General features: G+C 51.4%; 19 protein-coding genes. 10 read left to right on the top strand and 9 right to left on the bottom strand.

The genetic code is table 11. From position 1 onward, the window contains the following. Nucleotides 1-170 precede the first annotated feature (170 nt). From C508_RS0100455 to C508_RS0100435, 4 genes are all read left to right on the top strand, one after another. The gene (locus tag C508_RS0100455) at nucleotides 171-1,517 is read left to right on the top strand and encodes a helix-turn-helix domain-containing protein (RefSeq protein WP_018701566.1); all 1,347 of its coding nucleotides are present in this window, start codon (nucleotides 171-173) and stop codon (nucleotides 1,515-1,517) included. A gap of 265 nt (nucleotides 1,518-1,782) precedes the next feature. Further along, nucleotides 1,783-2,988, top strand: coding sequence for a M20 metallopeptidase family protein (locus C508_RS0100445; RefSeq protein ID WP_018701564.1), 1,206 nt, complete (start codon nucleotides 1,783-1,785; stop codon nucleotides 2,986-2,988). Between the two features lie 114 nt (nucleotides 2,989-3,102). After that, nucleotides 3,103-4,635, top strand: a complete 1,533-nt coding sequence (locus tag C508_RS0100440) for an AbgT family transporter (protein ID WP_018701563.1) — start codon at nucleotides 3,103-3,105, stop codon at nucleotides 4,633-4,635. Between the two features lie 118 nt (nucleotides 4,636-4,753). Next, nucleotides 4,754-6,766 carry a methyl-accepting chemotaxis protein gene (locus C508_RS0100435; protein WP_018701562.1) on the top strand — a complete coding sequence of 671 codons (2,013 nt, stop codon included), beginning with the start codon at nucleotides 4,754-4,756 and terminating at the stop codon, nucleotides 6,764-6,766. A gap of 376 nt (nucleotides 6,767-7,142) precedes the next feature. Here C508_RS0100435 and rbr read toward each other — a convergent pair whose 3' ends face one another. The 3 genes from rbr to C508_RS0100420 form a co-directional block, all read right to left on the bottom strand. Next, complete coding sequence (gene rbr / locus C508_RS0100430) at nucleotides 7,143-7,682, bottom strand: rubrerythrin (RefSeq protein ID WP_018701561.1); 540 nt, start codon at nucleotides 7,680-7,682, stop codon at nucleotides 7,143-7,145. A 64-nt stretch (nucleotides 7,683-7,746) separates the two neighbouring features. Further along, on the bottom strand, nucleotides 7,747-8,193 hold the full coding sequence (locus C508_RS0100425) for a desulfoferrodoxin family protein (protein ID WP_018701560.1): 447 nt from the start codon (nucleotides 8,191-8,193) through the stop codon (nucleotides 7,747-7,749). Between the two features lie 172 nt (nucleotides 8,194-8,365). Beyond that, nucleotides 8,366-9,343, bottom strand: coding sequence for a YeiH family protein (locus C508_RS0100420; RefSeq protein ID WP_018701559.1), 978 nt, complete (start codon nucleotides 9,341-9,343; stop codon nucleotides 8,366-8,368). A 107-nt stretch (nucleotides 9,344-9,450) separates the two neighbouring features. On the opposite strand from C508_RS0100420, the gene C508_RS0100415 reads away from it, so the two are divergent. After that, nucleotides 9,451-10,425, top strand: coding sequence for a LysR family transcriptional regulator (locus C508_RS0100415; protein WP_018701558.1), 975 nt, complete (start codon nucleotides 9,451-9,453; stop codon nucleotides 10,423-10,425). Nucleotides 10,426-10,826: 401 nt separating this feature from the next. On the opposite strand, the gene C508_RS0100405 is transcribed toward C508_RS0100415, so the two are convergent. Genes C508_RS0100405 through C508_RS0100395 form a run of 3 tightly spaced genes read right to left on the bottom strand, consistent with a single transcriptional unit; the run spans nucleotide 10,827 to nucleotide 14,450 of the window. Continuing rightward, a complete protein-coding gene (locus C508_RS0100405; RefSeq protein ID WP_018701556.1) occupies nucleotides 10,827-11,684 on the bottom strand; it encodes a CoB--CoM heterodisulfide reductase iron-sulfur subunit B family protein in 858 nt (285 codons plus the stop codon). Beyond that, complete coding sequence (locus tag C508_RS0100400) at nucleotides 11,681-12,628, bottom strand: succinate dehydrogenase/fumarate reductase iron-sulfur subunit (RefSeq protein ID WP_018701555.1); 948 nt, start codon at nucleotides 12,626-12,628, stop codon at nucleotides 11,681-11,683. Before C508_RS0100400 ends, C508_RS0100405 begins: the two co-directional genes overlap by 4 nt. A 1-nt stretch (nucleotide 12,629) precedes the next feature. Continuing rightward, entirely contained in the window at nucleotides 12,630-14,450 is a 1,821-nt protein-coding gene (locus C508_RS0100395; protein ID WP_039796527.1) for an FAD-binding protein, read from the bottom strand. Nucleotides 14,451-14,704: 254 nt separating this feature from the next. On the opposite strand from C508_RS0100395, the gene C508_RS0100390 reads away from it, so the two are divergent. The 4 genes from C508_RS0100390 to C508_RS0100375 all read left to right on the top strand — a co-directional run bounded on the left by C508_RS0100390 (nucleotide 14,705) and on the right by C508_RS0100375 (nucleotide 17,529). Continuing rightward, nucleotides 14,705-15,643, top strand: a complete 939-nt coding sequence (locus C508_RS0100390) for an NAD(P)/FAD-dependent oxidoreductase (protein ID WP_018701553.1) — start codon at nucleotides 14,705-14,707, stop codon at nucleotides 15,641-15,643. Nucleotides 15,644-15,669: 26 nt separating this feature from the next. Beyond that, nucleotides 15,670-15,906, top strand: a complete 237-nt coding sequence (locus tag C508_RS0100385) for a glutaredoxin domain-containing protein (RefSeq protein ID WP_018701552.1) — start codon at nucleotides 15,670-15,672, stop codon at nucleotides 15,904-15,906. A 139-nt stretch (nucleotides 15,907-16,045) separates the two neighbouring features. After that, nucleotides 16,046-17,038, top strand: coding sequence for a DUF3089 domain-containing protein (locus C508_RS0100380; protein ID WP_018701551.1), 993 nt, complete (start codon nucleotides 16,046-16,048; stop codon nucleotides 17,036-17,038). A gap of 191 nt (nucleotides 17,039-17,229) precedes the next feature. After that, nucleotides 17,230-17,529, top strand: coding sequence for a hypothetical protein (locus tag C508_RS0100375; protein ID WP_018701550.1), 300 nt, complete (start codon nucleotides 17,230-17,232; stop codon nucleotides 17,527-17,529). A 229-nt stretch (nucleotides 17,530-17,758) separates the two neighbouring features. Here C508_RS0100375 and C508_RS0100370 read toward each other — a convergent pair whose 3' ends face one another. Together C508_RS0100370 and C508_RS17435 are read right to left on the bottom strand one after the other, a co-directional pair. After that, on the bottom strand, nucleotides 17,759-18,091 hold the full coding sequence (locus C508_RS0100370; protein WP_018701549.1) for a hypothetical protein: 333 nt from the start codon (nucleotides 18,089-18,091) through the stop codon (nucleotides 17,759-17,761). A 60-nt stretch (nucleotides 18,092-18,151) separates the two neighbouring features. Continuing rightward, nucleotides 18,152-19,420, bottom strand: coding sequence for a multidrug effflux MFS transporter (locus C508_RS17435; RefSeq protein WP_018701548.1), 1,269 nt, complete (start codon nucleotides 19,418-19,420; stop codon nucleotides 18,152-18,154). A gap of 200 nt (nucleotides 19,421-19,620) precedes the next feature. Here C508_RS17435 and C508_RS0100360 point away from each other — a divergent pair, with 200 nt between their 5' ends. Next, nucleotides 19,621-20,802 (top strand): iron-containing alcohol dehydrogenase, encoded by a 1,182-nt coding sequence (locus C508_RS0100360; RefSeq protein WP_018701547.1) that lies wholly within the window; start codon nucleotides 19,621-19,623, stop codon nucleotides 20,800-20,802. A gap of 202 nt (nucleotides 20,803-21,004) precedes the next feature. On the opposite strand, the gene C508_RS0100355 is transcribed toward C508_RS0100360, so the two are convergent. Beyond that, nucleotides 21,005-22,306 (bottom strand): TolC family protein, encoded by a 1,302-nt coding sequence (locus C508_RS0100355; protein ID WP_018701546.1) that lies wholly within the window; start codon nucleotides 22,304-22,306, stop codon nucleotides 21,005-21,007. Between the last annotated feature and the right edge of the window lie 17 nt (nucleotides 22,307-22,323).

Genomic DNA, 22,323 nt, shown 5'->3' with positions numbered 1-22,323 from the left:
GCAGCACCCTCTCTAGCTGCAGTTCTCCGACTGCAGCCCCGGCAGCGAGTCTTGCTCCCCACCGCCAACACGCCGGTGGGTCTTTTTTTACAGGAATTTTAGAGTTAAAGGCGAATACGTATTAAATCAAGAAGTAATCCAACATCGGCTAAAGAATAGAGGTATTACGTATGGAAAAACTTCGCCTGGCTTTGGTCGGCCCTGCCGACTCAGTCGCTTTAACGTATCCTGTCGCTTTAGAATGGGAGGACCAGATCGTATCCACTCCTTTTGTCTACAAAAACGCCGCAGAAGTGCCTGACATTGTCCAGCAGCACTTGGAGGAGTTTGATTTCTGGCTTTTCTCCGGCATCTCTCCTTATAAACATGCGCAACGCCTCGGTCTAAACATCCCCTGCTTCTATATTCCTCATATCGGCTCCAGCCTCTATCGGGCGCTATTGCAGATCACGCATATGGCTCATTTAGAAGTAGATAGCATCAGCTTTGACACCTTCAACCGCCAGGAAATCGAAGAAACCTTTCTGGATGCCAACATGCCTCTGCCAAAGCTGTTCCTGCACGAAACCGAAGATATTGTCACCGCCGCCGAGCTAACCGACTATCATTACCAGCTCTGGCAAAGCGGCCAAAGCCATATTGCCGTCACCTGCTACTTAGCTACGTATGAAAAGCTCAAAGAACTTGGCGTGCCGGTTTTCCGCATCTGGCCTACGCGCAGCAACATCCGCACTACCATCGAAGTGGCCCTGAATGCGGTGCGGGCGGAACGCTTTAAAGGCGGACAACTGGCCATTCAGCAAATTACGATTGACGACTACGACGATATGGTGCGCAATTCTTCCAGCTATGCCGCCAAAAAAATAGAACTGCGCCTTTATGAAATTTTGGTAGATTACGCCAAACAACTGCAAGGCTCCATCGTTGTCCGCGGCGATGGTCAATACACGCTCTACTCCACGCGAGGCATTCTGGAAAAATGGACAGAGGAATTGACCGTCCTGCCCTGTTTCGACGAAATCACCCGTCACGTCAGCGCGAAAGTCAGCGGCGGTATCGGCTTTGGGCCTACTGCCTATGTGGCGGAAGAAAACGCCTTTCACGCCTTGGGTCTGGCGAAACGTGCCGGCAAAGGCTTATGGATGGCGGTTACCGACAGCCGGGAGGCCGTCGGCCCCCTCAGCTCCCCTACGCATTTAAAATATTCTTTGCGCGCCAGTGATTCGGTTTGCCAGCATTTTGCCGAAAAGCTGAGTCTCAGCCGCACTACTGTCAATAAATTATTCGCTGCCTTAGACCAACTGAAACGCGACACTCTGGCTGCGGACGATCTGGCGTTTCACCTGGGCATTACCACGCGCAGCGCCCGTCGCTTGCTGACAACCTTAACGCACCAAGGCTTAGCCGATGTCACTGGTGAAGAACTGCTCAGTAAAGGCCGGCCCCGCAAGCTATACTCCATTCATTGGCAAAAACTTCTACAGCCGGCAACCGGCGAAACCTCGTCTGAGGGTTGACACTACCATTCAGGAAGTATATACTAAGGATAATTTAAAGCAATGAGCAACGGAGCTCTTCACGAAAGTGGAGGGCTCTATTTTTTTGGATTTTGTATTTTTTCTGTTTTTTCATTATTTTTTTGGTTTTATTTTTGGAAATGTCTTTAAAACGTCTTTAAATGTATGGTATGATACGTTTAAGAAAGCACAAAAAAGAACAATTGGGTTCTGCAAGTGCATAAGGAACGACGCTTTCTAACGTTTATACACAGAGGTGCTTATTATGTTTGACAAATCGACCCTGACTCAACTGGAACGTCAACTGATTGCTTGGCGCAGACAGCTGCACCGCATCCCGGAAGCCAGCTACAAAGAAGAAAAAACGTCCCAAGCGGTTGCCGCGGAATTGCAAAAGATCGGGCTCTCCGTGCAAACTTTCAGCAGCCACCACGGAGTGTGTGCTGTGATTCACGGCGGTCAGCCCGGTCCTGTCATTGCTTTTCGCGCCGACATGGATGCCCTATCCATCCGTGAAGAAGTAGACTCCGAATTCCATTCCGAGCATGAAGGCGCCATGCATGCATGCGGCCATGACGGCCACATGGCCATATTACTCGGCTTAGCCAGCTTGCTGCACAATAATCGACGGCAATTGGCCGGCACTGTGAAACTCTTTTTCCAATCCGCCGAAGAAGCCGCTCCCGAAGGAGGCGCTCATTTCTTTCTGGAAGCAGGTCTTCTTGATGACGTTTCCGCCATTTTTGGCCTGCACCTGTGGCCGGACCTCCCTTGCGGCGAAATCGGCTTGCGTCCAGGCGCTCTGATGGCGGCTTCCGATCGGCTTAGCATTACCATTCTCGGAGAAGGCGCTCATGCCGGTCAGCCGCAGCATGGCGTTGACGCCATTACCATTGCCGCCGACGTGTTGCAGGGCATCAGCCACATCTTAAGCCGCCAATTAGATCCTTTAGAGACGGCAACCATCAACATCGGCCAAATTCACGGTGGCGACCGTTATAATGTCATTGCCAGAGAAGTATCCCTAGAAGGAACGGTCCGTACGCTTTCGGAATCGGTACGCAGTACCTTGCCCACTAAAATTGATCGTATTCTCGCTGGTATGACTGCTTCCCAAGGAGGCTCTTACCGTCTTAATTATCAGCATGGATACCCGGTTCTTAACAACTGGCCCCAGCCTACCGCGCTTTTGACACAAGCGGCCATAAACGTTCTCGGCGCTGACCAGGTGCACACCGAAGTCAAGCCGGTCTTAGCAGCCGAAGACTTTTCCAAATACCTAGTGCAAGTTCCCGGCAGCTTCTTTTGGCTGGGCTGCGGCTTCAAGGACAAAGAAAATCACGGCCTGCACAGTCCTTATTTTGAAATCGACGAAGCGGCGTTGCTTCACGGCGTAGCTATTTTGTATCAGACGGCTTTGCTGGCATTAAAACAACCGGAAGTCACTGTTAAAACGCCTGTTTTTTCTTGATTTTTAGGAAATGTCCTTAAAAATCCTTTTGGGAGGTGACGTTTTCCGCTCTTTCTTTTCCAACTTAACCGCATTGCGCACTAATCATTTACGTCAAAGGAGGATCTGTTTATTATGAGTCATCCCTCGTATGCGTCTGACACAACAGACAATCGGGGCAGCTTTTTGCGCGGCTTGGAAGTCGTCGGCAACCGCTTGCCCAATCCGGCTATTTTATTCCTCTTGCTTATTTTTGCTTTGGCCGCCTTATCTGCTGTATTGGCTTCTCAAAATGTAACTGCCATTCATCCGCTGACGCACAAAGTCATTCCTATCAAAAGCCTCTTTAGCCAAGAAGGGCTGCATTGGTTTATGACCGACATGGTCAAAAACTACATTAACTTTCCTCCCCTCGGCATGATTCTGGTTTTAACGCTGGGCATTGGTTTAGTTGAAAAAACCGGTCTCATGGAAAGCCTGATTAAAACTGCTATACATACCATTCCTAAGCGTTTTATTACTTTTACGATCATTATCATGAGTTTTATGAGTCACTTGGCCTCGGACGCCGCTATTGTCGTCGTCCCGCCGATTGCGGCGATGGTCTTTTATTCGATGGGTCGGCATCCCTTCGTCGGGTTCGCTTGTTCTTTGGCGGCGATTTACTCCGGCTTTACCGCTAATATCTTAATCGTCACCACCGACGTACTGCTCTCCGGCATTACGACGCAAGCCGCTAAAATTGTCGACCCCAACATGGTCGTCACGCCAGTAGACAACTGGTATTTCATGTGCTTTGCCGTTTTCTATTTAGCAATTTTAACTACTATTGTCACGGAAAAATTTGTAGAGCCCCGCATGGGCAAATACATCGGTGACCAAACGGTTGTCTTGGAAAAACCCTCCGGCCTCCAGTTGTCTTCTTTAAAAGCAGCCGGTTGGAGCGCACTGATTTTTGTTGCCATCCTGGTCGCTCTGGTAGCTCCTGAAGGGGCGCTTTTGCGCAATCCTGCAACTGGCGGCATTCCTGGCTCTCCCTTTATTAAAGGCATCGTGCCGCTGCTCTTTCTCTTTTTCCTTACAGTCGGTTTAACCTACGGTATCAAAGCGCGCACCATCAAAAGCGGCGACGACGACGTCAAAATGATGACCGAATGCGTTCGCGGCCTAGCTGGTTTCTTGGTCATGGTTTTCGCCATTGCCCAGTTTATCGCCGCCTTTAGCTGGACAAACATTTCTACTCTTATTGCTACTTCTGGAGCAGAATTTTTGAAAAGTATCGGCATGACCGGCTTACCGGCTCTCCTTTGCTTTATGCTTTTCGGCCAATTCATGGGGCTCTTTATCGCTAGCGGTTCCGCCATTTGGTCGCTGCTTTCGCCGGTGTTCGTGCCTATGTTCATGCTTTTAGGCTACCACCCCGCATTCATCCAGGTGGCCTTCCGAGCTGGCGACGGCGCCTTCAACACCATTCAGGTTGTTAATCCCTTCCTGCCTCTTTTCTTGGACACGCTGAAAAAGTACAAAGAAGAATCCGGCATCGGCACCTATTTATCCTTGATGATGCCTTACGCCCTTTCCTTCTTCGCCATGTGGTACGCCTTGTTTATCTTCTGGTATCTCATGGGACTGCCTGTAGGTCCTGGAGTTCCCCAACGCCTCTGGTAAATAAAAGCTTTTTTCTGGGCATCTCTTGCCAAGAGATGCCCATTTTATTATATAGTTATTGCTAAACAACACATCTTTTGTTACGATGACTATAATTTAACAATCGGGGTGATAAAAAGTGTCTTTTTGTAAACAGATCCAAAGTAGCCTAACCGCCAAAGTAATTCTTTTCGTCATTTGCGGTCTGCTGCTTTCCCTTAGTATTCTTGGCTTTGCCAACTATTACAATGCTAGGAGTATTTTAATCAACGATGCCGAAGAGTTATTAGTCGAGCAGTCCACAGGCTATGCCAAAGAAGTCAGCTTATGGTTAAACGCCAGCGAACAGGAAGTCTCGCTCCTCTCAACGATGCCCAGTATTGTTAACGGCGATACCGATGCCGCTCTAGCCTTCTTACGGGAAGAAGCCAAACGCAATCCGAACTTTTTACGTTTCTGGCTGGTTGATACCCAAGGACGAGCGATTCATTCTACCGGCGACCGTACGAACATTGCCGACCGGGCTTATTTCAAGCAAGTCATGAGTACTGGCAAGCCCTTGATTACAGACCCCATTATTTCCAAAGTCGAAGGAAAGACGGTTATCTCTATCGTCGCACCGATCAAGAAAAACGGCCAAATCACCGGCGTTATCGGCGGCACCCTGACCGTAGATACCTTGATGAAACGTCTTGGAGAAATTCGGTTTGCCCAAAGCGGCTTTGCTTTCATGATCCAAAAAGACGGTCTTTTAATCAGCCATCCTGATAAGGAAAAAGTCATGAAGCAAAATCTGTTGAAAGACGAAGCCATCCCTGCCTCAATAAAAGCGCTTGGCGAAAAAATGACCCGCGGCGAAGAAGGCCTAGGCCAATATGACGCCGTCGGCGGCTCTCATTATCTGGCGTACGCCCCCATCGAAGGTACAAGCTGGAGCTTGGCTCTGGAAGTTCCGAAAGAAGAAGTAACGGCTAAACTATCCGCCTTTACCTTCATCTCCATCGGTCTTAGCCTAATCATTCTAGTTCTTACCTGCGCAGCAGGAGCCTTTGCCGCCAGACGGCTCATTCGTCCCATCACTCGCCTCAACGAGCAGGTCGAATTCATGGCCCAAGGCGATTTAACCGTCGCCTCCGGGAACCAAGCTTCTGCGCGCTCTGACTCAGCCGATGAATTACAACTCTTAAGCGCCAATTTTGCTTCTATGGCGGAAAACATGCGTCACTTGGTCCAACGGGTCGCTCAGTCTTCGGAACAGTTAGCCGCTTCCTCGCAGCAGTTGACGGCCAGCACCGACCAGTCCGCACAAGCTGTCAACCAAGTAGCCGAGTCAATCAGCCTGGTAGCGAGCAGTGCCGACGCACAACAGCATAGCATGCAAGACGCTCTGCATACCGTAGAAGAAACATCTCTGCACATCAACAATTTAGCAAAAAACAGCTCGCAAATTGTCGCTACGGTAACCAGCACTTCTACAGCCGCCGCTAGCGGGGATGCCTCCATTGCCGCCGCCACGCAGCAAATGGCAGCCATTTCTCAATCTGTCAGCCGCTCAGCGCAAGTGGTAACTAACCTAGGAGCGCGTTCTCAGGAAATCGGTCAGATCATCGACACGATTTCCGGCATTGCCAGCCAGACCAATCTGCTGGCCCTAAATGCCGCCATCGAAGCGGCCCGAGCGGGCGAACAAGGCCGCGGCTTCGCTGTTGTCGCCGAAGAAGTACGAAAGCTGGCGGAACAATCCCAAGAAGCAGCCAAGAAAATCGCCCAATTGATCGGCGAAATTCAAAGCGAAACGGCAACAGCAGTAGCCGCCATGAATGCAGGCACGAAAGAAGTAGAACAAGGAAATCATGTGGTCGCAACAGCGGGCGACTCCTTCCGAGAAATTTCTTCCTTCATTACCTCCATTTCCGAACAGGTTACGGCTATGTCCGAAGCTTTCAGCGCTATCACCAAAGGAAATGAAGCCATGGTCTCTTCCATTCGCACCATTGATGAACACAGCCGTAAAACTAGCGAGCAAACGCAGACCGTCTCCGCCGCCACCGAAGAACAATCCGCCTCGATGGAAGAAATCGCCTCTTCCAGCCAAGCCTTGTCTTGCATGGCGGAAGAACTCCGTGAAACAGTGGCGAAGTTTAAAATTTGACCAGCCACAAAAGAAATCCAAAGACTGAAGTTTTCATAACAAAAACGGAGGGCTTGCCATTTGAGCAAGCTCTCCGTTTCACTTTTCCTTAAACTCTTATCTTTTTAAGGAGCCGCTGACTTAATGAACGCTCCGCCTACGACGGCGCTGGATGCGCCTGACGGTACGTGATGTACCCAATGCCGGATACGCCAAGGAAGGCAAGTATCCGGTCTCCGCTGAGAATCTAAGGAATGCATAGCAACCGACGTCTACCTTTTTTGTCAGACGCGAAAGAAAGCCTCGGCATAGCGGCGCTATGCCGAGGCTTTCTGACAAAGGCTGACGGAAAAAGATCTACTCAAGCGTGAGATGTGAATAAATCTGCGGCTCCTTTTTAGTAGTTCGTAGCGAGAATTTGGAAATGCGCCTGGGGATGATCGCAAACCGGGCAAATAGCGGGAGCTTTCGTGCCTACATGAATATGACCGCAGTTAGCGCACTGCCAACGTTGCTCTTCAGGCCGCTCAAAAACGGTTTCTTCCTTTAGATTCGCCAACAACTTGCGATAGCGCTCTTCATGTTCTTTTTCGATCTCTCCTACCGCTTCAAAAAGGTACGCGATTTTCTCAAAGCCCTCTTCCTTGGCAGTTTTAGCAAAAGAAGCGTACATATCAGTCCACTCGTAGTTTTCGCCTTCTGCAGCATCCAAGAGATTCTCGGCAGTTTTCGGCATACCGTCATGAAGTAACTTAAACCAAATTTTAGCATGCTCTTTTTCATTGTTAGCAGTTTCTTCAAAAAGAGCGGCAATCTGATTCAGCCCTTCTTTTTTAGCCGCCGCTGCATAATATGTATACTTGTTGCGAGCTTGACTCTCACCGGCAAACGCCGCCTGTAAATTTGCTTCTGTTTTCGTTCCTTTTAAATTGCTCATACTTTGAATAGCCTCCTATAATTTATTATGTTTAGTAAAGGATATCACTTTTCTTCAAAAAGAGTCAACGAGGCAGCAACGTTTTCCATAAACCATGCAAATTACAGTAGGCATAAAGAACAACATCCCCTGCCTCCTTCACGCTAAAGACAGCCTCAGGACTTTGTTCCGGCTCCAGTTCCACCCGCTGCACCTGACCGTCAGCCACGGCCCAAATCCAGCGAATCCAATGCTCCGAAGTCATGGGGTGAGCTGCTGCTCCCACCTTGACCTCCACTTGTCCCGTTGCCAGCCATTCAGCTACAGGCAAATGCTTTTCCTGGGAAGCCTCCACAGTATTAGATTCCAGCTTAACCATCTTCTTGCCGCAACACTCCAACCCAGCCGCTACCTCTACACAAGTCGCCGCGAACGCTTCGCCGCTGCAAATCAACTCCGGGCTTCCCGGGTTCACAACCTCTACAATATAACCGCAATCCGGGCATTGGTACAAAACTACTGACTCATTCATGTTGATGCTCTCCTTGAAGAATAATAATTATCTACAAGTATTTTATCAACATTGTTCTTATTTGTCTACCTTTCTAAAGCAACCGCTTTGCAATGATTTTTTCATCAAACATAAAAAAGGGTCTCAGAACAGCGACGCTATTCCGAGACCTTTTGACAAGGCCAGCAGTTCCCTACCACAAACCGATCATATGCTGGCAAAGAAGCGACACTACCGCTACCGCCGCCCAACAAGCTAAGCCGAGCAAAATAGGCGCTAAGCCGTTTTTAACCAGTTCTCCAAGGCGCGTATTAAGGCCAATGGCCGCCATGGCTACGGCAATACAGAATTTACCCGCCTGCCCCAGAAAATGCGCCGCTGTTTCTCCCAAAACACCGCTGGTGCTAACAATAGAAGCAGCCAGAAAACCCAAAACAAAAAGCGGAAAAATACGACCTAAGGAAAACCCTTCTCCTGCTTGTCTGGATTTTTTTGCCTGATATAAACCAAGCGCTAAGGTAATCGGGATAATCATCAGTGTTCGCGTCAGCTTGACGATCGTAGCGTAGCTTCCCGCAGCATCACTATAAGAGTAGCCTGCCGCCACTACGGAAGAGGTATCGTTAATGGCGGTGCCAGCCCACATGCCAAAGCCTGCATCTCCCAAACCCAATAGATGTCCTAAAAAGGGAAACAAAAATACCGCAACAATGTTGAAAAGAAAAATCGTCGAAATCGAATAGGTCACATCCTGGGTCTTAGCGCCAATCACCGGCGCCGTAGCGGCAATGGCCGAACCGCCGCAAATCGCGGTACCTACCCCAATAAGAACCGTCGTATTTCCCGGTAGGCGCAGCCAGCGTCCTACCAGCCAAGCCGTTAAAAAAGCCGCGCTCAGTGTCGCGACAATAATTACCAGTGACTGTCCACCCACCTGCAAGACATAGTGCAAATTCATTTCAAAACCCAACAAGACAATCGACAACTGCAGCACTTTCTTGCCGGTAAAACGCAGCCCCGCTTCCACACGCTCTGGCCGCTTCCAGCCTGCCAGCAAAATCCCCAGCAAAATCGCAAACACAGGACCTCCAACCAATGGAACCGCCTGTCCTAACAGCCACGCCGGCACCGCCAAGAGCAGCGCCAACATAATTCCCGGTATTTGTTTCATAGTTCTTCGCTCCTTTCGTATTCAAATCCAGCATACCCTTTGTCGGTTTATATGTAAAATACTATAATTTTATATAATCGATAATAAATTACCTATGGAGGTGTGTGATGACATTCCGGCATTTAACCATCTTCTTACAAGTCTGCGACAGCGGTAGCATGACTGCCGCCGCCAAAGCGCTCTTTGTGGCTCAGCCTTCCGTCAGCCAGGCCATTGGCGAACTGGAAAGCCATTATCAAGTTAAACTTTTTGAGCGGTTAGGACGCCGCTTGTATCTCACCGAGCCCGGTAAGCGCCTGCTTACCTACGCCAGACACATTGTCAATCTCAACCAGGAAGCCGCCGCCGCCATGCGCGAAGTCAGCGAACACGGCATTTTACGGCTGGGCGCCAGCGTCACCGTTGGCACTTACTTATTAGGACCATTATTACACCGCCTGAGCGCCGCCAAGGCGGATATTGAAGTTACGTCTTACGTCAATAATACTAGCGTCATTGAAAACGATCTTTTAGAAGACCGTCTGGATCTGGGCTTGGTCGAAGGAAAAATTCAATCGCCCTGGCTGGTAACACAAAATTTCCAAGAAGATGAGATGGTGCTTGTCTGCGCGCCGCAGCATCCTTGGGCGAAAGAAAAAAGCATCCGCGCCGCCCAGTTGGAAGGAGCTTCCTTCATTGTCCGCGAAGCAGGCAGCGGCACCCGCGAACTCTTCGAAGCCGCCATGACCAGCGCCGACCTGAACTGGAAGCTAGCAGGCTGCTACAACAACGCCGAAACCATCAAAGCTACTGTTGCCGCCGGCTTGGGGCACACGGTCATCTCCCGCCTGGCGGTAGCCAAAGAAGCTGCCCGGGGCGAATTGGCCATCGTCCCTGTTTCAGGCTTATCCTTTGTGCGCACCTTCAAGATTGTGTATCACAAAAACAAGTACCTTTCTCCAGCCATGCAATTTTTTACCGACTTAGTGCTGCGCACCCCGCAAACACAACTTCTGCCGCCGCTGCCAACAACCGGTACGCCAACTCCTCCGACTGCTAAAAAGAACGCGCCTCCGGCTAAAGACATTCCCATCTGGCTGTAGGAACCAAAAAACCGGGATTGAAAAAGAAAACCGGAGTCGCGAGAGGGCACGATGGAGGATTACGGAATTTAACAGGAGTAGAGTGAGTAAACTGAGGAAACGACTAAAGCTACGCGGCGATGACTATATTTGAGACTTTTTTGGAGCAAGACGGTCCGCAGGACGCAAAAGCAGAAGCCGACGGAGAAAAGTTCCGTATGTCTGAGCGCCAGCGAGTTCGCGGAACTGCTGTCGACTCCTGTTTTTGCGAGTCGCGCGGCAATCTTGTCTCAAATACAGTTATGCCGCCGTTTATTACGTAAAAACTTATAATTTCTGGTATAGAAAAAAGTGTCACCCCGGCTGGCCTACTGGCCGCTGAGGTGACACTTTTCTTTATATTTTATTTTATGATTCGTCCTTTAAATCTTCAACTTTGCCGTCGCCGAAATGTGCCGCGCCAGGCCGAGCTCTTCCTTGGTCAGTCCCAAAGCCAAGCCAATCAACTGCGGCAAATGCAAGATAGGCAGCTCCGCATTGGTCTTGGCGGCTTCCCGCCCTTCCGGCTGGTACATGTCCAGCTGCATCTGGCAAAGCGGACAAGGCGTTACTACTACCTCGGCGCCAGCTTTGACCGCGCTGTCCACCGCCTGTCCGGTCACCTTCATCACGTCGGCTTCCGCCGTCCAAAACGCATGGAAGCCGCAGCATTTAAGCTTCCAGGCAAAGTCGACCGGCTGCGCCCCCAAGGCGGTAATCACATTTTCCAGCGACTGCGGATGGAAGCAGTCTTCATATCCCATGATTTCCGGCGGTCGCAGCAAGTGGCAACCGTAATAGGACGCCACCTTCCAACCGTTAAGAGGCTTGGCAACTTTCCCCGCCAGCAGCTGCGGCTGCGAAGCCAGTTCCCACAGCAAATGGGTTACCTTGCCGGTGCCCTTGTATTCATACCCTGCCGGAGCCAATAAGGCATTCACTTTCTTTTTCAACTCCGCATCAGCGTCTAGGGCTGCTTTAGCCCGGCGCAGCTGCAGCGTACAAGTATTGCATACCGTCAACAGCGGCAGGCCCATACTTTCGGCAATCGCCAGATTGCGTGCGTTAACGGACAGCGCCGTCAGCTCGTCCACATCCTGCAAATGCGACGCCCCGCAGCAAGTCCAACTAGGAATTTCCACCAATTCAATCCCTAAGGCTTCCGTCACCTTTACGGTAGCTAAAAACGCTTCACTTGCAGCGCCGCGGAGCACGCAGCCTGGAAAAAAGGCGTACTTCATGCTTTGTCCTCCTTCGCAGCCACCATAATGGTCCGCACCTTCTGAATCTCAGCGATGGCTTCATGTTTTTCCAAAGGCGCCAACTTGCCGGCCCGCAGCAGTCGATACGCTACAGGAATGCGCAAGGCTGCCTGAATGCCTTCGCTTTTCGCAGCCAGCATAGCCTCATTAAGACGCCCTGTGTCTTTAATATCATCGTAAAAAGCCAACGCATGAGACGGCCCTATTCCGCGATACATCTTCTCCCGAAAGGTAGCGATGCGCAGCTTTTCAATGTCTTCCGCAGGCTTCAAGCCTTTGGGACACTTAGTAGTACATTCCTGGCAGTTCATACACTTCCAGAGGCCTCCGTCCTGCACAGCCGGCACCAAATGAGCCGCCGGATCGCTATCCCGGGAATCAGCGGCAAATTTCTGCGCCCTGGCGAAAACGAAGGGATCGAAAAAGTCGCTGCTGTCAGCAGTACATTTATTGCACTCTGATACACAAGAACCGCAAAGAATGCATTCTGAGTTCTTGCTGATCTTCTTAAAGGCCTCCAGCGTCTGACGGCAGCCTTCAGCAGCGCTGAATTCGTTTTTCGGCTGCAAAAAGGGCTTAATCTTTTTCAACCGCTCGTATTTCGGCTGCCAATCCACGGCCAAATCGCGCAATACTTTAAAATTCCCCAAGGGCGCGAGAGTCAGCGTTTGCGTTTGGTAGCGCTTTACCAAATCTTCCAGCAGCGTTTCGCAGGCTAAGACGGCATTGTCGTTGACCCGAACGGCGCAAGCGCCGCAAATGCTGGAGCGGCAGGAAGCGGTAAAAGTCAGTGTCGGATCAACGGTTTCCTTGATTTTCAGCAGCGCCGCCAAGACGGTCATGCCTTTTTCCAGTTCCACCGCATAATCTTGCATCCACGTTTTTCCATCTAGAAAACGCTCTATTTTTAAAGTTATCGCCATCTCAATACGTCCTCTCTACCGGTTTGTACTTGGTTACAACCACAGGACGGTATTCTGTCTTAAAGCCGTCCCCGGCCCGGCTGATTAAGGTGTGCTGCAGAAAATTCTTATCATCCCGCTTGGCAAAATCGGTGCGCGAGTGACTGCCGCGGCTTTCTTTGCGCGCCAGCGCCCCCAGCACAATCGCTTGAGCAACTTGGAGCAGGTTGCCGATTTCCAGGTAATTCATATAGGCCGTATTATAGACGCGGCTGGAATCGCCCACAAAGGCGGTCTTATATTCTTCCTGCAAACCTTGAATATCCCTCAACGCCTGGTTCAGTCCCTGTTCGTTGCGGAAAATCCCGGCATTGTTCCACATGGTTAGAGCCATGCGGTCCCGAATGCTGGCCACCGACGGGCCGCTGCCGCGCCCGGTAGCGGCGGCAAACTGCGCCTCCCACCGTTTTACGCCTGCAGCCAGGTCCTCTTTGGAGTCTGCATACGCCGCTCCTTTGACATAGGCTGCCGCTCCGGCGCCGGCGGTTTTGCCGAAAACCAGCACCTCTGTCAAGGAGTTGGCGCCCAGACGGTTGGCGCCATGCACGGAAATACAGGAGCATTCTCCGGCTGCAAAAATCCCCGGCACCTTGGTAGCGCAGGTCTTGTAATCCACGACGTCAATGCCGCCCATGGAATAATGGCAGGTACCGCGAATCGGCACCGGCTTTTCAAACACATCGACTCCCTCAAAATTCAGCGCCAGCTGACGAACCTGGAAGAGGCGCTCCATAATACGTTCCTTAGGAATGTGGCGGAAATCTAAGTACACAGCGGCACTGAGACCTTCCCCGATGCCCCGTCCTTCTAGGATTTCCTTTTCCACCGACTGACAGACCAAATCCCGCGGTCCCAGCTCCATGGCTTTCGGCGCATATTTAGCCATAAAACGTTCGCCGTTCTTGTTGAGAAGATACGCACCCTCGCTGCGGCTGGATTCAGACATTAAAACGCCATTACTGGCCAAGCCGGTAGGATGGAACTGCACCATTTCCGGATCCTTGAAAGGAATGCCGGCGCGCAAAGCCGCTGCAATACCATCGCCAGTAGAGCTATAGGGATTGGAAGTGCGCACCCAATACGCACGCCCGTAACCACCGGTAGCAATGATAACGCTTTTCGCGGCAATCGGCAGCACTGTGCCGCTGCGCATATCGAGCGCTACCACGCCGCTGAGACGGTTTTCCGGCGCCACGACTTCCAGCAGCTGGCACTCGGAAATGAAGTCAATATTGGCCTTCAAGCACTGCTCAAACATGGTATGCTGCACTGCGTGTCCAGAGATATCCGCTGAGTAGGCCGCGCGCGCATAGGTGCTGCCGCCCATCTTCCGTTGATGAAAACGGCCGTCCTCCTGACGGTTAAAGGCAATGCCCTGATAATCCAGCTCAAAAAGAATTTCCGGCGCTTTTTCCGTAAAATACTCCACCGCATCCTGGTCACAAAGATAATCGGCTCCTTTTACGGTATCAAAGGCGTGTACTTCCGGCGAATCCTTGGAGTCCGTCGTCCGCGCCGCCCCGTTGATGCCCCCTTGGGCCATGGTTGTCGCTGAGCGGGTAGGCGCCATCTTCGTCATGACCGCCACCTTCAAACCTGGCGTCTTTGACGCTTCCAAAGCGGCCCGCATGCCACCGCCGCCGCTGCCGATAATTAACACGTCATAAAGCGCCTTGCCCTGACGCACGGCGGGGGGAATGTTTTCAGGCCACAGAAAACAGCCGCCGGTCATCATGGCCGCTCCAGCGGTTGCGCCGACCTTCAAAAAGGTCCGTCGATTCATTTTTTGCAAAATGCCATCCTCCTTCTATGGTTTCTTACATACAATTTCTCATTTGTTTTCTTTTTCACAGTTTTCTTTTTCGAGTCCTACGTCTTTTTCCCCTGCTTTTAGGATGTTTTTTCGCACTTGCCATCTCTTTTTAATTCGATTCTCAATGGAGAACCGCGGCGACCTAAAAGCCTTTCTTGACTTCTCGATTTCCTCAACCTACAATTTAATTAACATAGGGTACTTACAGCAAGGAGGCTGCCGTCATGTCCAAGCCCCATAAACCGCTAGATTTACTCATCATCGGCGCCGGCGTCGCCGGCCTAACTGCCGGTCTATACGCAGCGCGCATGAAACTTACTACGTTGATACTGGAAGACGCCTTGGTGGGCGGACAAATTCGCGACGCTTATGTCGTAGAAAACTATCCGGGCCTGCCCAAAGTGAAAGGCAGCGACTTGGTCAAAACGCTGGAACAGCAAGCGCTGGAAGCAGGCGCTCTTTTAGATGAGTTCGACCAAGTCCTCAGCGCCAAGCTGACGGCCGCCGAAAAAATCATAGAAACACATAGCACTGTCTATCAGCCGCAAGCGGTTATTCTCGCAGGCGGCATGGAACGACGCCGTCTTCCCATTGCCGAAGAAAAACGCTTTCGCAGCCGCGGTATTCATTACTGCGAGCTTTGCGACGGACACCTGTACGAAGGCAAAACCATCGCCGTAGTCGGCGGTGGCAATGCGGCGGCGGGAGCCCTGAAGGTTTTAAGCAAATACGCCAAAAAACTGTATTTGATCCACCGCTCGCCGCAAATGACGGCGGAGCCTGCGGAGCAGCAGGCTGTGCTGGATTTGCCACATGCAGAATTTCTTTTCCAAACCCAAATACTCTCCGCCGCCGGCGAGACAGAACTGCAAAGCGTTGTCGTGGAAAATGTCCATACTAAGGAGCAGCGAACACTGGACTTAGACGGTATTTTCGTCAACATTGGCGTCATTCCTCGGACCAGCCTCTACAGCCAAGATATTACCCTGCACGCCAGCGGACACATCCTGGCTGGGGAAAGCTGCGAAACCAACGTCCCCGGCGTCTTCGCCGCCGGCGATATCCGTACCAAGCCCATCCGGCAGTTGACAACCGCCGCTGCCGACGGTACCGTGGCGGCTCTTTTGGCGGAACGGTACTTGAGCGAACAAACGAAAAAGTAAAAACAACCTGAAGGAGGTCTTTTATCATGATTAAAGTCTATTCGATTCCCGACTGCCCCTGGTGCCAAAAGGTCAAAAAATACCTGGAGCTGCGGCAAGTTGAGTTTCAAGAGGTCAACATTGAAAGCGATCTGGAGGGCCGCAAGGAGCTGCTGGATCTGACTAAACAATTGAGCGTCCCTGTTACCAGTATCGACGGCCGTCTGATAGTGGGCTTTGAACGCGAAGCTCTGGATGAAGCCTTGGCCATAGCTGCCGAATAAGCAACGCAGGCTATGCTTTGTGTTCCGTCCTATTACATGAGCCTAAAACGAAAAGCCTGTTTCCAGCTAAAGGAAACAGGCTTTTCTATGTAGAAACAGAGTAGCAACTTTATATTTTACACAGAAAGAAGGAACCTGCATGCGACTATATCCACGAATTTTATTGCCTTTCTTCTTTTGCCTGCTCGTTTTTAGCAGCGCCCAAGGCGCTCCCCTAGACTACGCCACTTCTAGCAACTGGGCCTTTCAAGGCGAACCGGCAAAATCCGGCCACACAGTAGACGTCTTTTTCGTCTGTCCCACCGCTTACATGGGCAGCGCGGAACAGCATAATATGCCTGTAGACGACCCGCAGGCCCGTCAATTCTTCCTTGGCGCCACGCTCATGGAAAAAGGCATTTACGATCAAAGCTGCAATTTTTACGCCCCCTATTACCGCCAAGCTTCTTTATCCATGTACAAGCTGCCACGCCAACAAAGCGCGCCTTATTTCTCTCTCGCTTACGAGGATGTCAAAGCAGCCTTCACCTACTACCTGCGAGAGCAAAACCAAGGACGCCCGATCATCCTCGCCGGCTTTAGCCAAGGCGGGGACATGGTGCTGCGCATAATGAAAGACGTATACCGCGATCCGGCGTTGCAGCAAAAGCTGGTTGCCGCCTATGCCATCGGCTGGCCTGTCACCCCAGCGGAAGCCTTACAGTATCCGCAGTTGAAGATGGCGCAGCAAGCCGAAGATACAGGGGTTGTTATTTCTTTCAATACCGAAGCGCCGGAAGTAACCTCTTCCTTGCTGGTGCCGGAAAAAACATTGAGCATCAACCCGCTAAACTGGAAAACCACCAGCGAGCCTGCCGACAAATCACTGAATCTCGGGGCCGTCTTTGTAAACTACCACGGCGAAATTACCAAGGAAGTCCCGCATCTTACCGGCGCCTACTTGGATCCGGCGCGAGGCTCTTTGAAGGTTACCGATATCGACAACGCCGACTACCCGCCTATGCTGGATCTCTTCCAGCCAGGGGTCTACCATGTGTATGACTACCTTTTCTTCTATCGCAACCTGCAGCAAAACGTCGCGGACCGCATCAAAGCCTATGAAGCCAAATATGGGCTGAAGCAAGCGTCCTAAGCAATCAAGACTAAAAAGGAACAGGCAAATCTTGTCTCAAAGGCAATGAAGTCGCTAACTAAGACTATCCCCTATCCTATATGCAGCAGTTCTCGTTTAGAGAGAGCAAAAATACTTAACAACTCCGCAATAGACTGCCTCTTTTTCCCCCTAACCTCAACGTATGATAAGAGATAAGGAAGGTGATTTTCATGCTCACGACGCGCATTATCCGCGCTCCCCGTCCCAATACGGTAGCCATGCTGCTTCGCCGTACGGCGCCGGATGCTAAAAAGCAGCTCGAAGGCCTTCATTTTGACGCTGTCGGCCTGATTCAAACCGACGTGCCCAGTCTCTTCTATTTTGCCGATATTGCTCAAAAAGCCGGGAATGTTGTAGCAGCGGAAATTGTCGGCAACTGCCCCCAGCATATCAATACTATGGCTTTTTTCGGCAACAACGAAGCGGTCAACGCCGCGATCGCCGCGATCCAGTTGGCGGAGAAGCAGTAGGAATTGGATTGAACAAGAGAACCGGAGTCTCGGGAGGGTATGACAGAGGGTTACGAAATTTAACAGGAGTAGAGTGAGTAGCGGGAGGGCCCGCAGGAGAATCGGGGTGGAACATAGAAAATCCCTACTCGTATCTCTTTCGCGTCTTTCGTGTATTTCGCGGTTCGTTTTGTAAATTCCGGTATAACAAAAAACCAGGCCTCTTCCGGTTCTCGGAAGAGGCCTGCGCTTATCTACGAGGTGATGATTGGGGCGGCGCCACTACGTTCGGACGGTCATGGTGTGCCCGCTTGCCTGCAGCGCCTGCTTTGACGCTCTGCGCTTCTTTAGCCTCATCGCCAGCTTGATAGCCCGTCTCCGACAAGGCCACTTTATAGGCGGAGTGCTCATTCTTGGAAAACTCGCGCTGCGCTTCATAAGTCGGGCATACAAGCCAAGCCGCTTTTTCCTCTAACTCTACTTTTGCAAACAACAGGTTGAGGCCGCAAAAACCGCATTTGCGATCGGTCAGTTCAAGTACGGTCGCTTCGCCCAAAGGTTTTGCTTTTTTTCCCGTTTTCATAACCAACCCTCCCTATTGATGATCTACTTATATGGCACCACATCTCCCAATAAATGTCAATTATTTTTTGATTTTTCTTTCTTCTTTTGCTTGCGCCATTTTTCTTGGTGACCGGAGCGCCTGCCACCCGCAGCAAAGAGCCGCCCCATTCGAAAGCGTTATCAACAACCCCATCGGCCATAGAGCGTCTCCTCCCAAACCGACTAGAGGCGATACGGCCGCTCCAAAAACAAACATGACCAACCCCAGCAGCGCCGATGCGCTGCCTGCCGCCTTGGCCTGGTCCTGAATAGCCAGAGAAAAACTAGTTGTCATCGTAGAGCCTACACAAGCCACCATAAGCCACAACGCGCCTAAAACGGCCCAAAGCGGACCTCCCAAAAGAAGTAGCGCTAATAAGGCAAAGCTCGCTGCTGCGGAAACGACCAGGGACAGACGCATTAAAAACCGATCAGAATAGCTGCGGTTAAAGCGGCTGACCAACTGTGTCGTCAGCAGCGCGCCTAAGCTGTTCACAGCAAAACAAAGGCCAAATTGCTGGGCTGACAAACCAAAACCGCCTTGCAATACAAAAGGGGAACCGGCAATATACGCAAAGAGCCCGCCTCCCACAAAGCCCTGCACAAAAACATAGTAACGAAAAGAACGATTGCCTAGCAGTGAAACGAAGGAAGCCCAAATAGCCTGGCCATTGGCGGGAACACGGTTTTTCTCCGCCAGTGTTTCTTTTAGGCCTAACCAAGCCCCGGCCGTTAACAGCACTCCCAGCATACCCAAAACCATAAAAATCCCCTGCCAATTGGTCACTTGCAATAACAAACCGCCCAAAGTCGGTGCCAGAGTTGGGGCAACGCTATGCACCAGCATGAGGAGAGAAAAAAAGCGAGTAAGCTCCGCCCCTTCGTACAAATCCCTAACCATAGCCCGAGAGATTACAATGCCCCCAGCGCCAGCCAACCCCTGCAAAAGGCGCACGCCCGCCAGCTCCCAGGCGGATGTCGCAAAGGCGCACCAAAAGGAGGCCAAGGAAAACACGCCCAAGGACAGCCATAAAGGCCGATGACGCCCCATCGCATCACTATACGGCCCCATCAAAAGCTGCCCGAGAGCCAACCCTAAAAGTGACGCCGTCAGGCTCAGCTGCACCTGGGACGGCGTAGCGCCGCCAAGACTTTGCTGGAGCAACGGCAGCGCCGGCAAATACAAATCGGTGCAAAGGGGGCCCATAGCGGAAATCAGGCCTAATAAGCACGCCAGCCAAAGTCGCTGCCTCCTCCCAGGCTGAGCTATTGTTATTTCTTCTCGCTGTAAACAGCTATTGGTTTTCATAAAACGCTTCCTTCCTACTGCCTTTTATACTATTGTAGCACTATGATGTTACAATTCTATTTCATCTCAACAAGTATTTCCCCCTGAACCTCCTCCCTCTGCCAAACGTTGCGTTTTGTTTTTTTGTGTATGGCAAAGGAAAATAATCATTCCATGTGGAAATTCTTATTTTATTGCAAAGAACAAGGAGTGAACAGAGCATGAAAAACTTTGAATACTATGCACCCACCCGGGTGATTTTCGGTAAAGACACGGAAAATCAAGTGGGACAACTCATCAAAGAACAACAAGGCCAAACCGTATTGGTTCATTTTGGCGGCGGCAGCGTACAGCGCTCCGGTCTGCTGGACCGCGTTTACGCCTCCTTAGAAAAAGCCGGCCTAAAGCACGTCAGCCTTGGCGGCGTCGTGCCGAATCCCCGCCTTTCCAAGGTGCGCGAAGGCATCGAGCTGTGTCGCAAGGAAAAGGTAGACTTTCTGCTGGCCGTTGGCGGCGGCAGCGTCATCGATTCCGCCAAGGCGATCGGCTATGGTCTTGCCTATGACGGCGACGTTTGGGATTTTTACTGCGGCAAAGCCCAGCCGCAAGGTTGCTTCCCGGTAGGAACCATTTTAACTATTGCCGCCGCCGGCAGCGAAATGAGCAATTCCTCGGTTATCACCAATGAAGAAGGCTGGCTCAAACGCGGCTGCACTAACGATCACAGCCGCTGCAAATTTGCGATTATGAATCCCGAGCTAACGGCCACGCTGCCTCCGTATCAAACAGCCAGCGGCTGCGCCGATATTCTCATGCATTCGATGGAACGCTATTTCAGCCCCCATGCCACCATGGAACTGACCGACAGCATCAGCGAAGCCCTTATGCGCACCGTCATCCGCAATGCTCGCATCCTGGTTAAAGACCCTGCTAACTACAATGCCCGAGCAGAGATCATGTGGGCTAGCAGCCTTTCTCACAACGATCTCACCGGACATCGCAGCCTGGGCGACTGGGCTTGCCATCAGTTGGAGCACGAATTAAGCGGCATTTTTGACGTGGCTCATGGCGCCGGTTTGGCGGCCATCTGGGGCAGTTGGGCTCGGTATGTCCAAAAAAATAATTCGGCTCGCTTTGCCCAATTCGCCGTCAATGTGCTGGGCATTGCCAACAACTTCGCTTCGCCGGACAACACGGCTCTCGCCGGCATTAAGGCCATGGAGAACTTCTATACCTCCATTGGCATGCCTACCTCTTTAAAAGAACTAGGTCTTAAAGTCAGCGATGCGCAGGTTGATGAGCTGGCTTATAAATGCAGCTTTGAAGGCAAGCGGACGGTCGGCGCCTTCCAGGTTCTCACGCAAGAAGACATGAAAAATATTTTCCTCCTGGCTCGCGGTTAAGAGAGAAAGATCAGAAATATAGCTCGACTGAAAGCCGGAACGAAACACAACGGGACAAAGAGTGAACGATTCCACAAAGGCGACTCCTGATAAGGAGCCGCCTTTTTTCTTTTGGAGGACTGCCCGAAAGGGACGCGGCACTCCACTAATCCTTTCCGCGTACCCTCCGGTCACTTACGCAAGCTGGTTCGTCTTGCTTTTTTCACTTTTGCGACCCTATGGCTTTTTCCAGACGCGCACGGCTGATCTGCAAATCGTAAGCCGCTTGAATATAGTTGGTCTGCGCCTGTTGCAGCGCTACTTCCGCATCCATAACATCCAGATTGGTACCCACGCCGGCGGCATAGCTCTCTCGGCTGATATTGAAATTGGTCTGCGCTTCTTCTACCGCAGTACGCGTAGCTTCGATACGCTTCAACGCTTCTTGCACCCGCAAATGAGCGTCGCTAATTTCTAAAGAAATAGCGTCTTTGGTTTGGCGTTCTTCCTCCCTCGCCGCCGCTTCACTGGCTTTAGCCTGCTTGAGCTTGGCCTGGGTAGCTCCGGAATCAAAAAGATTCAGCTGCACCACAAGCATAGCCGTCCAGTCGCGATTCCTGCCGCCAAAGGCGTCGTTATCATCCCAAGCGGTACTGCCCGTCAGGGATAGACTCGGCTGCTGACCGCTTTTAGCTTCTTTTATCTTTTCCTTCGCCAAGGTAACTCCAGTCTGGCTTTGGGCCATTTCCGGCCGCTTCGCCACCCCTTGCTCCACATAAGCTGCCATGGTTTCCTGAGGCAGTTCTTTTGCGGCAGGCTCTTGCAGCTTTAACTCCCCATGCAGTGGCAGACCGATGCGTTTATTTAGAGTGTATTGAGAAAGCTGGTAGGTGTTTTCCGCCTGAACGCGGCTGTTTTCTGCATTGGCCAGCCGCACTTTGGTCTGCAGCACGTCCCGCCAGGCAGCAACGCCTTCTTCGTACATCTGGCGAACTTGCTTTAAGTGCAGGGCAAAGTCGCTTTCTGTTTGTCTCGCCACCGCTAGCAATTTGCCGCTGCGCAGCACTTCATAGTACTCTACGGTCGTATCCAGTTTCAATTGCTGCCGGGTTGCCTGCACCTCCAAGTCCGATACTTGCTTCCCCAATTTAGCCTGCGCTACGACGCTCTCCAGCTTGCCGCCGGTATAGAGGGGCACGCTAGCGCTGATTTTATTGCTAAAATAATTATAAGGCGAAACGGCATCCATCGTCGCCATCCAGGAAAGCGGCGCATTGGAGCGCATTTCCGTATGAGTATAATCAACGCTGACCCCTTTGGCAGCCTGCGCCTCCCCCACAACCCCTGCCGCTTTGTCCTGATTCGCCGCGGCAATTCGCAAAACCGGATTGTGCGCCATAGCCAGAGAAATACTTTCTTCCAGCGTTAACGCAGTTGGTTCTGCTGCTGCAGTACCGCTCCACAACGCCAGCGCCGCGCCCAAAAGGACGACTTTTTTTGCCCACGCAGGCCTTTCTATTTTCACCTTGGTTCCCCCTATGA

The organism is Anaeromusa acidaminophila DSM 3853 (assembly GCF_000374545.1).
Classification (GTDB): Bacteria; Bacillota; Negativicutes; order Anaeromusales; family Anaeromusaceae; genus Anaeromusa; species Anaeromusa acidaminophila.
This window is presented reverse-complemented; position numbering and strand designations above follow the sequence as displayed.